Annotated in this window: 10 protein-coding genes; 6 read left to right on the top strand and 4 right to left on the bottom strand. The window is 73.2% G+C overall.

Annotated elements, in window-relative coordinates; all coding sequences use genetic code 11:
• The 6 genes from ACTUAL_RS09850 to ACTUAL_RS09825 all read left to right on the top strand — a co-directional run.
• Nucleotides 1-1,357, top strand: a 1,357-nt coding sequence (locus tag ACTUAL_RS09850) for an NCS1 family nucleobase:cation symporter-1 (RefSeq protein ID WP_440900047.1), incomplete at its 5' end; no start/stop codon positions are given.
• Nucleotides 1,354-2,196 carry a nitrilase-related carbon-nitrogen hydrolase gene (locus tag ACTUAL_RS09845; RefSeq protein WP_440900046.1) on the top strand — a complete coding sequence of 281 codons (843 nt, stop codon included), beginning with the start codon at nucleotides 1,354-1,356 and terminating at the stop codon, nucleotides 2,194-2,196. The genes ACTUAL_RS09850 and ACTUAL_RS09845, both read left to right, overlap by 4 nt.
• Nucleotides 2,193-3,584, top strand: coding sequence for a dihydropyrimidinase (hydA, locus tag ACTUAL_RS09840; protein WP_440900045.1), 1,392 nt, complete (start codon nucleotides 2,193-2,195; stop codon nucleotides 3,582-3,584). The genes ACTUAL_RS09845 and hydA overlap by 4 nt, the downstream gene beginning before the upstream one ends.
• Nucleotides 3,585-3,594: 10 nt before the next feature.
• On the top strand, nucleotides 3,595-4,587 hold the full coding sequence (locus ACTUAL_RS09835; protein ID WP_096497721.1) for a TIGR03842 family LLM class F420-dependent oxidoreductase: 993 nt from the start codon (nucleotides 3,595-3,597) through the stop codon (nucleotides 4,585-4,587).
• Between the two features lie 54 nt (nucleotides 4,588-4,641).
• Entirely contained in the window at nucleotides 4,642-5,130 is a 489-nt protein-coding gene (locus ACTUAL_RS09830; RefSeq protein ID WP_096492635.1) for a DUF4240 domain-containing protein, read from the top strand.
• Between the two features lie 154 nt (nucleotides 5,131-5,284).
• Nucleotides 5,285-5,662: a PH domain-containing protein gene (locus tag ACTUAL_RS09825; protein WP_015800930.1), complete on the top strand. Its 378-nt coding sequence runs from the start codon at nucleotides 5,285-5,287 to the stop codon at nucleotides 5,660-5,662.
• Nucleotides 5,663-5,743: 81 nt separating this feature from the next.
• On the opposite strand, the gene ACTUAL_RS09820 is transcribed toward ACTUAL_RS09825, so the two are convergent.
• From ACTUAL_RS09820 to pgsA, 4 genes are all read right to left on the bottom strand, one after another.
• Nucleotides 5,744-6,727: an NUDIX hydrolase gene (locus tag ACTUAL_RS09820; RefSeq protein ID WP_440900044.1), complete on the bottom strand. Its 984-nt coding sequence runs from the start codon at nucleotides 6,725-6,727 to the stop codon at nucleotides 5,744-5,746.
• Nucleotides 6,724-7,851 carry a glycosyltransferase family 4 protein gene (locus tag ACTUAL_RS09815; protein WP_440900043.1) on the bottom strand — a complete coding sequence of 376 codons (1,128 nt, stop codon included), beginning with the start codon at nucleotides 7,849-7,851 and terminating at the stop codon, nucleotides 6,724-6,726. The genes ACTUAL_RS09820 and ACTUAL_RS09815 overlap by 4 nt, the downstream gene beginning before the upstream one ends.
• Nucleotides 7,848-8,780: a phosphatidylinositol mannoside acyltransferase gene (locus tag ACTUAL_RS09810; RefSeq protein ID WP_096492631.1), complete on the bottom strand. Its 933-nt coding sequence runs from the start codon at nucleotides 8,778-8,780 to the stop codon at nucleotides 7,848-7,850. Before ACTUAL_RS09810 ends, ACTUAL_RS09815 begins: the two co-directional genes overlap by 4 nt.
• On the bottom strand, nucleotides 8,777-9,345 hold a 569-nt coding region (gene pgsA / locus ACTUAL_RS09805; RefSeq protein ID WP_440900042.1), incomplete at its 5' end, for a phosphatidylinositol phosphate synthase. The genes pgsA and ACTUAL_RS09810, both read right to left, overlap by 4 nt.

Below are 9,345 nucleotides of genomic sequence, written 5' to 3'. Positions count from 1 at the left end.
CTTCTTCGCGCTGTGGATGGGCATGGCGCACAACATCCCCAGCTACACGCTCGCCGCGTCGCTGGTGGCGCTGGGCATGGACTGGGTGCAGGCGCTGCTGACCATCACGCTCGGGAACCTGGTCGTGCTCGCGCCGATGCTGCTCAACAGCCACGCGGGCACCAAGTACGGCATCCCGTTCCCGGTGTTCGCCCGCGCGTTCTACGGGGTGCGCGGGGCGAACCTGGTGGCGCTGCTGCGGGCGTTCGTGGCGTGCGCGTGGTTCGGCATCCAGACCTGGGTGGGCGGCAAGGCGCTGCACGTGATCGTCGGGCGGCTGGCGGGCGAGGCGTGGACCGGCGCGCCGGTGGTGCTGGGCCAGGTGTGGACGCTGTGGCTGTGCTTCCTGGTGTTCTGGGCGGTGCAGATGCTGGTCATCTGGCGGGGCATGGAGGCGATCCGGCGGTTCGAGAACTGGACGGCCCCGCTGGTGTCGGTCGGGTTCCTGGTGCTGCTGGCGTACGTGGCGGTGAAGGCGGGCGGGTTCGGGCCGATCCTGTCCGAGCCGTCGAAGCTGGGCTGGGGACCGGACTTCTGGAAGGTGTTCTTCCCCGCGCTGATGGGGATGATCGCGTTCTGGTCGACGCTGTCGCTGAACATGCCGGACTTCACCCGGTTCGGCGGGAGCCAGCGCAAGCAGGCGCTCGGGCAGGTGCTGGGGCTGCCGACCACGATGACGTTCATCGCGGTGGTGGCGATCCTGACCACCTCGGGCGCGGTCGCCCTGTACGGCGAGGCGATCTGGGACCCGGCGGAGCTGGCGAGCCGGTTCGACAGCACGGCGGTGGTGCTGGTCGCGCTGGTGTCGCTGGTGCTGGCGACGGTGTCGGCGAACCTGGCGGCGAACGTGGTGAGCCCGTCGTACGACTTCTCCAACGCGTTCCCGCGCCGGATCAGCTTCGCGGTGGGCGGGCTGATCACGGGTGTGCTCGGCGTGCTGATCCAGCCGTGGCGGCTGATCTCCGACCCTGGCATCTACATCTTCGCGTGGCTCGGGTTCTACGGCGGGCTGCTGGCGTCGGTGGCCGGGGTGTTCGTCGCCGGGTACTGGGTGCTGGCGCGGACCCGCCTCGAACTGCCCGACCTGTACCTGTCCGGGCGCGGGGCCTACTGGTTCACCGGCGGCTGGAACTGGCGGGCGGTGGCGGCGACCGCGCTCGGGTCGCTGCTGGCCGTCGGCGGCGCCCACGGCGGACCGTTCCCGGCGGACGGGCTCATCCCGCTGCTCAAACCGCTCTACGACTACAACTGGGTCGTCGGCCTGGTGGTCGGCATGGCCGGCTACCTGGTGCTGGCGCCACGGAAGGAGCAGGCGTGAACGACGTCGTCCGCGCGGCACTGGTCCAGCGGAAGTGGACCGGGTCCAAGGAGAGCATGGTGGCGAGCGCCGTGGAGGCGATCGCGTCGGCGGCCTCGCAGGGGGCGCGGGTGGTGTGCCTGCAGGAGCTGTTCTACGGGCCGTACTTCTGCCAGGTGCAGGACCCGGAGTTCTACTCCTACACCGAGGGCGTCCCGGACGGGGAGACCACCGAGCTGATGCGGGAGGTCGCGGCGCGGCACGGGGTGGTGCTGGTCGTGCCGGTGTACGAGCAGGAGCAGCCCGGCGTGTACTACAACACCGCCGCGGTGATCGACGCGGACGGCACGTACCTGGGCAAGCACCGCAAGAACCACATCCCGCAGGTGAAGGGGTTCTGGGAGAAGTTCTACTTCCGGCCCGGCAACCTGGGCTACCCGGTGTTCGACACGGCGGTGGGCCGGATCGGCGTGTACATCTGCTACGAGCGGCACTTCCCCGAGGGCTGGCGGGCGCTGGGGCTGGCGGGCGCGCGGATCGTGTTCAACCCGTCCGCGACCAGCCGGGGCCTGTCGCAGTACCTGTGGCGGCTGGAGCAGCCCGCGGCGGCGGTGGCGAACGAGTACTTCGTCGGCGCGATCAACCGGGTGGGGGTGGAACCGCTGGGGGACAACGACTTCTACGGGCAGTCGTACTTCGCGGACCCGCGCGGGCAGCTGATCGGCGAGGCGGCCTCGGACACCGAGGACGAGATCGTGGTGCGGGACCTGGACATGGGGCTGCTGGCCGAGGTGCGGGACCTGTGGGCGTTCTACCGGGACCGCAGGCCGGACACCTACGAGGGCCTGGTGACGCCGTGAGGACGCTGATCAGCGGCGGGCTGGTGGTGAACGCGGCCGGGTCGGTGCGGGCGGACGTGCTGGTGGAGGGCGAGAAGGTCGCGGCGCTGCTGGCTCCGGGCGTCGAGCTCGGGCTGGAGGTGGACGAGCGGGTCGACGCGAGCGGGAAGTACGTGATCCCCGGCGGGGTCGACGCGCACACCCACATGGAGATGCCGTTCGGCGGGACGCGGTCCAGCGACGACTTCACCAGCGGCACGGTCGCGGCGGCGTGGGGCGGGACGACCACGATCATCGACTTCGCCGTGCAGGCCAAGGGGACCTCACTGCTGTCCACTTTGGACAAGTGGCACGCCAAGGCGGACGGCAAGTGCGCGGTGGACTACGGGTTCCACATGATCGTGTCGGACGTGGACGACTCCTCGCTCAAGGAGATGGGCGCCTGCCTGGACGCGGGCGTGAACTCGTTCAAGGTGTTCATGGCCTACCCCGGCGTCTTCTACGCCACCGACGGGGAGATCCTGCGCGCGATGCAGCGGGCGCGCGAGATCGGCGGCACGGTCATGGTGCACGCCGAGAACGGGATCGCGATCGACGAACTGGTCGCCCAGGCGCTCGCCGAGGGGCGCACCGACCCGGTGCAGCACGGGCTCACCCGGCCGCCGGAGCTGGAGGGCGAGGCGACCTCGCGGGCCATCGCGCTGGCGAAGGTCACCGGGGCGCCGCTCTACGTCGTGCACCTGTCGGCGGCGCAGGCGCTCGACGCGGTCACCGAGGCGCGGGACACCGGGCAGAACGTGTTCGCCGAGACCTGCCCGCAGTACCTGTACCTGTCGCTGGAGGACCTGGCGCGCCCCGGTTTCGAGGGCGCGAAGTACGTGGCCTCCCCGCCGCTGCGGCCGGTCGAGCACCAGGCGCGGCTGTGGCGGGGGCTGCGCACCAACGACCTGTCGGTGGTCTCGACCGACCACTGCCCGTTCTGCTTCGCCGACCAGAAGGTGCTGGGGCGGGGCGACTTCTCCAAGATCCCCAACGGGGTGCCGGGCGTGGAGCACCGGATCGACCTGCTGCACCAGGGTGTCGTGCGCGGCGAGATCGGGCTGGAGCGGTGGGTGGAGATCTGCTCGACCACCCCGGCCCGGATGTTCGGGCTGCACCCGCGCAAGGGCGTCGTCGCGCCGGGGGCCGACGCGGACCTCGTCGTGTACGACCCGGCCGCGAGGCAGACCATCTCGGCGGCCACGCACCACATGAACGTGGACTACTCGGCGTTCGAGGGGTTCGAGCTGACCGGGCGGGTCGAGGTGGTGCTCTCGCGCGGGCGGGTCGTGGTGGACCGGAGCGGGTTCCGGGGGTCGGCCGGGCACGGGCGGTTCCTGGCCCGCGAGCTGAACCAGTACCTGGTGTGAGGGGATGAGCGTGGACTTCGGCGTGGTGCTCCAGACCGACCCGCCCGCGCGGGCCGTCGTGGAGTCGATGAGGGCGGCGGAGGGCTCGGGGTTCGGCTACGGCTGGACGTTCGACTCGGTCGTGCTGTGGCAGGAGCCGTTCGTCGTGTACTCGCAGGTCCTGGCGGCGACGAAGGACCTCGTGGTGGGGCCGATGGTGACCAACCCGACCACCCGCGACTGGTCGGTGACGGCCTCGCTGTTCGCGACGCTGAACGACATGTTCGGCAACCGGACGGTGTGCGGGATCGGGCGCGGGGACTCGGCGCTGCGGGTGCTCGGGCGGGAGCCCGCGACGCTCGCGGAGCTGAGGTCGGCGATGCGGGTGATCAAGGACCTGGCGGAGGGGCGCGAGGCGTCGCCGCACGGCGTCCCGGTGCGCATCCCGTGGGTGCGGGACGGGAAGCTGGAGGTGTGGATGGCGGCCTACGGGCCGAAGGCGCTCAAGCTGGTCGGCGAGCAGGCGGACGGGTTCATCCTGCAGACGGCCGACCCGGACATCGCGCGGTGGACCATCGGGGCGGTGCGCGAGGCCGCCGCCGGGGTCGGGCGGGACCCGGCGTCGGTGGCGGTGTGCGTGGCGGCGCCCGCGTACGTCGGGGCGGACCTGCCGCACCAGCGGGACCAGCTGCGGTGGTTCGGCGGGATGGTCGGGAACCACGTGGCGGACCTGGTGGCGCGGTACGGGGACTCCGGGGCGGTGCCCCGCGCCCTGACCGACTACATCGCCGGGCGGGAGGGGTACGACTACGCGCACCACGGGCGGGCCGGGAACCGGTCGGCGGACTTCGTGCCCGACTCCATCGTGGACCGGTTCTGCCTGGTCGGTCCGGCGGCGGCGCACGTGGAGCGGTTGCGGGAGCTGGCGGAGCTGGGCGTTGACCAGTTCGCGCTGTACCTGATGCACGACGAGAAGGACAAGACGATGGCGGCCTACGGGGCCGAGGTGATCCCGAACGTGTGACCGGTGGTCGCTGGCGGCGGGGAATTGTCGGACCCCGCCGCTAGCTTTCCCGGCATGGGCGAGAACGGGACTTGGGAACTGCTGGAACGGGTCTGGGCGGGGGCCGCGCCGGAGGCGCTGGCGGCTCGGGAGGCGCTGCTGACCGGCGGCGGGGACCGGGTGGAGGCCGCGGCGGTGCTGGAGGCGCACCTGCCGGGGTTCCTGGCGCGGCTGCGGGAGGCGTGCGAGGGGGCGTCGAGCGCGGAGCTGGTGGCGCACGACGCGGTCGTGGAGCGGGCGCTGTGGGAGCTGGACCGGGAGGACGTGCACGCGGTCCTGGACGGGTCGGACGACGGGTTCCTGTACGCGCGGGGGTTCGTGGTGGCGCTGGGGCGGCGGTACTGGGAGGCGGTGCTGGCCGACCCGGAGGTGGGCGTGGAGGACGCCGAGTGCGAGCGGATGTGCTACTTCTTCACGCACCTGCACGACGAGAAGTTCGGCGAGTGGCCGCCCCGGACGGGGATCTCGCGGGAGACGGGGTCGAACCCGGCGGGGTGGGCCTAGTCGGCGGGGGCCTGGCGGGCGGGGCCTGGTCGGCGGAGCGGGGCCGCGGTTCCCGGCGCCGCGGTTCCGGGCGCTGCGGTGGTGATCGTTTGCGCTGATCACCGGCCGCCCGGATCACCCGCGCGACTCACCCGGCGGTGCTACCGTCGGAAGGGTGATCGACTTCGAGAAGGCGTCCGTGTTCAAGCTCGCGCCGTGCGCTCCGGAGGACATCGCTCCACAGGTGTCCCCGATCATGGTGCGCGGCGAGCAGATCATCTCGTGCTTCAAGACCGTGCGGGACTTCGTCGTGTTCACCGACAAGCGGGTCATCGCGGTGAACGTCCAGGGGATGACCGGGCGGAAGAAGGACTTCACCTCGCTGCCCTACAGCCGCATCCAGGCGTTCTCCATCGAGACCGCGGGGACGTTCGACCTCGACGCCGAGCTGGACCTGTGGTTCAGCGGGCTGGGGAAGGTGCGGCTGGAGTTCAAGGGGCACGCCGACGTGCGGTTGCTCGCGCAGGTCATCGGGACGTACGTGCTGGGCTGAGCGGGAGCCGGGCCGCTCGGGGACGGCCGAGGTCAGCGGGCGGGAGCAGCGGGCGGGAGCGCCTGCCGGGCGACGGTCGGTCTACTGGATCGCGCGCGTCGTCCCGTCCCACTCCCCCGCCGCCACCCCCGGCAGCAGCTCGCCGAGCTGACGGGGGTACACCCGCTCGCCGGTCCCGACCAGCTCGTCGGACGTCCACCACCGGTGCCCGGTGATCGTGTCGCGCTCGTACTCCTGGAACCCGGACACGTCGACCGCGCGCTCGCCGTCGACCCGCGCGACGAAGAACCACTCCTCCGCCGCCGTACGCGTCCCGCCGAAGTCCAGCACCTTCCGCCGCACCCACACCGGCCCGACCAGCGCCTCGGGTTCCAGCTCGAACCCGGTCTCCTCGCGCGCCTCGCGCACCGCCGCCGCCCGCAGGTCCTCGCCGCGCTCGACCGCGCCGCCGACGGTGAACCAGAACAGCTCCCCCGGCTCGCTCGGGTCGAAGCCCTCGAACAGCAGCAGCCGCCCCCGCTCGTCGAGCAGCAGCACCCGCGCCGCCACGCGCTTGCGCGGGGCGCCCGGCTCGGCCTCGGGCTCCGGTTCGACGATCTCGAAGTAGCCGGGGGTCGGCGCGGTGCCCGCCCGGTGCAGCCAGCGCACCGACCGCCGCCTGCGCAGCGAGAGCGTGTCCCGCACCGCGTCGTTGTGCACCCGCCTGGCCAGCACCACCCGCTGCTCGGCGTCGACCAGCTCGGCCGCCAGCGCGTTCGGCAGGGCCTCCCGGTCCAGCCCGGACAGCAGCGCGGCCAGCTCGTTCTCCACCGCCTCGCGGTCGCCCTTGGCGGCCACCTCGGCCCGGTCCGCGGCGGCCCTCAGCTCCTTCGACCCGCTGACCGCCGCCACCACCCGCGCCACCACGGCCCGGCGCGCGAGCGCGGCGTCCAGGGCAGCCCACGCGGCGTCGGTGCGCACGTGCAGCCGGTCGAGGCGGTTCGCGGTGGCCAGCGCCCACGGCCCGAGCACGGCGACGACCCCGAGCAGCGCGGCCAGCCCCGTCACCCACGAGGACAGGCTCACCGGCCTGCCTCCGCGACCCGCCTCGGGTTGGCGGCCACGGCGCTCTCGTACACCCGCAGCACCTGCGCGGCCACCACGGACCAGTCGAACGTCTGCACCCGCGCCCGCCCGGCCGCCGCGTACTCGGCGCGCCGCTCCGGGTCGGCGAGCAGGTCGCGCAGCGCCCCGCGCAGCGCCACCGCGTCGCCCACCGGGGTGAGCACGCCCGCCGCGCCGTCGTCCAGCACCCGGCGGAAGGCGTCCAGGTCGCTCGCCGCGACCACCGCGCCCGCCGACATCGCCACGGTCAGGATGATCCAGAAGCTCTCGGCGCCGGTGTTCGGCGCGCAGTAGACGTCGACGCTGCGCAGCGCACGCGCCTTCGTCTCGTCGTCGACCATGCCGAGGAAGTCGATCCGGTCGGCCAGCTCCGGCCCGGCCTGGGCCCGCAGCGCCGCCTCGTCGCCGCGGCCGACCACGAGCAGCCGCACGTCCGGCAGGTCCAGCCCGCGCACCGCCTCCAGCAGCACCGGCATCCCCTTGCGGGGCTCGCTGTAGCGGCCGACGAACCCGATCGTGCCGCCGGGTCGCGGGTAGCCGTCGAGCGGGGTCGCGTCGGCGAAGAAGTCCACGTCGACGCCGTTCGGGATCTCCACCGCGTCGCCGCCCAGGTGCTCGACCTGCACCCGCCTGGCCAGCGCGGACACCGCGATCCGGGCGGTGATCTTCTCCAGGAACGGCTGGAGCACCCCCTGGAACGCGGACAGCATCTTGGAGCGGGGCGTGGAGGTGTGGAAGGTCGCCACGATCGGCCCGTCCGCGACCATCAGCGCCAGCATGGCCAGCGACGGCGCGGTGGGCTCGTGCAGGTGCAGCACGTCGAAGTCGTGCTCGGCGATCCACCGCCGCACCCGCGCGTACGAGACCGGCCCGAACGACAGCCGCGCCACCGACCCGTTGTAGGGGATGCCGACGGCCCGCCCGGCCGGGGTGACGAACTCCGGCAGCGGCGTGTCGTCGTCGGCGGGCGCGAGCACGTCGACCTCGTGGCCGAGCCCGCGCAGCGCCCTGGCCAGGTCGACCACGTGCGCCTGCACGCCGCCGGGCACGTCGAACGAGTACGGGCAGACGATGCCGACCCTCACGCGCTCTCCCCGCGCCGCTCCAGGACCCGGCGCAGCGCCCGCTGCCTGCTCTCCGGCAGGTCCTCGATCCACAGCTTCTGCAGCATGTGCCAGTCGGTGGGGTGGGCGGCGATGTCGGCGGCGAACACGTCGGCCAGCGCCTGCGTGGCGGACGGCACCCCGGACGGGCCGGAGACGCGCACCGGCGGGTGGACGCGGACCACCCAGCCGTCCTCGGTGAACCACGAGCCGGTGGGCAGCAGCGCGGCCCCGGTGGTGGCGGCCAGGGTGGCGGGTCCGGCGGGCATCATGGTCCGGCGGCCGAAGAACGTGACCGGGACGCCACCGGCGGTGAGGTCGCGGTCGGCCAGGAGCACGACCACCTTGTTCTCGCGCAGCCGCTCGGCCAGCACGACGGCCGGGTTGCGCTCGCCGCCGGTCAGCGGCAGCACCTCGAAGCCCAGGCTCTCCCGGAACTCGACGAACCGCCGGTAGACCGACTCGGGCTTGAGCCGCTCGACGACCGTGGTCAGCGAGCCCGCGTGCCCCACGAGCCACACGCCGCCCATGTCGTAGTTGCCGCTGTGCGGCACGGCCAGGACGGCGCCCCGGCCCTCGGCGAGCGCGGCGTCCAGGTTCTCGGCGCCGGTGACGTTGCGTGCCACGTTCCGGTAGGTGGCGTCGAGGTCGGCCGACGGGAGCCGGAACGACTCGCGCCAGTACCGGGCGTAGGAGCGCATGGCCAGCCTGACCAGCTCGTCCAGCTCGGCCTCGCCCGCGCGCGGCACCACCCGGCGCAGGTTGGCGCGCAGCTGCGCCACGCCCTCGCCGCCCCGGCCGGTGACCCAGTCGGCGGCCCGGTCGAACAGGACCTTGGCCAGGCCCTCCGGCATCAGCCTGACCAGTCGCCAGCCAGCGGCGTAGCCGAGGTCGGCCAGCTTGTCCTTCACCGGGTCCCCTCTTCGGACGTCCCCGGCGCGGGCCGCGCCGGGTCCAGCTCACGGGCCGAGCGGGCGGCGGACAGCAACCGCTGCACGACGGTGGCCACCACCAGCGCGAGCAGCGCGTACATCGCGACGGGCAGGACGTACGGCACGCCCAGCCCGTGCAGGCCGACGCCGGTCAGGGCGATGATGCACCGCTCGGCGCGCTCGGCGAGCCCGCCGTCGGCGCTGAGCCCGCTGGCCTCGGCGCGGGCCTTCACGTAGGAGATGACCTGCGCGCCGACCAGGCAGGCGAGCGCGGCGACCGCGACGGCCCGCTCACCGGCGGTGAAGGCCCACCAGGCGATGGCGGCGAACAGCGCGCCGTCCGTGATCCGGTCGCAGGTGGCGTCGAGCACCGCCCCGAAGGGCGTGCCGCCGCCCTGGGCTCGGGCCATCGAGCCGTCGATCAGGTCGAACAGCACGAACAGGGCCATGACGACCGCCCCCGCGAACAGGTGCCCTGCGGGGATGAGCCAGAGGGCCGACGCGGTGGAGCCGACGGCGCCCACGACGGTGACGGCGTTCGGGG

Source organism: Actinosynnema sp. (genome assembly GCF_052038725.1).
This window is presented reverse-complemented; position numbering and strand designations above follow the sequence as displayed.

What these genes read in the sequence shown, in the direction of transcription:
- ACTUAL_RS09830 (WP_096492635.1), top strand. Translation starts at nt 4,642, where the DNA reads ATGGGCGAGAACGGGACTTGGGAACTGCTGGAACGGGTCTGGGCGGGG.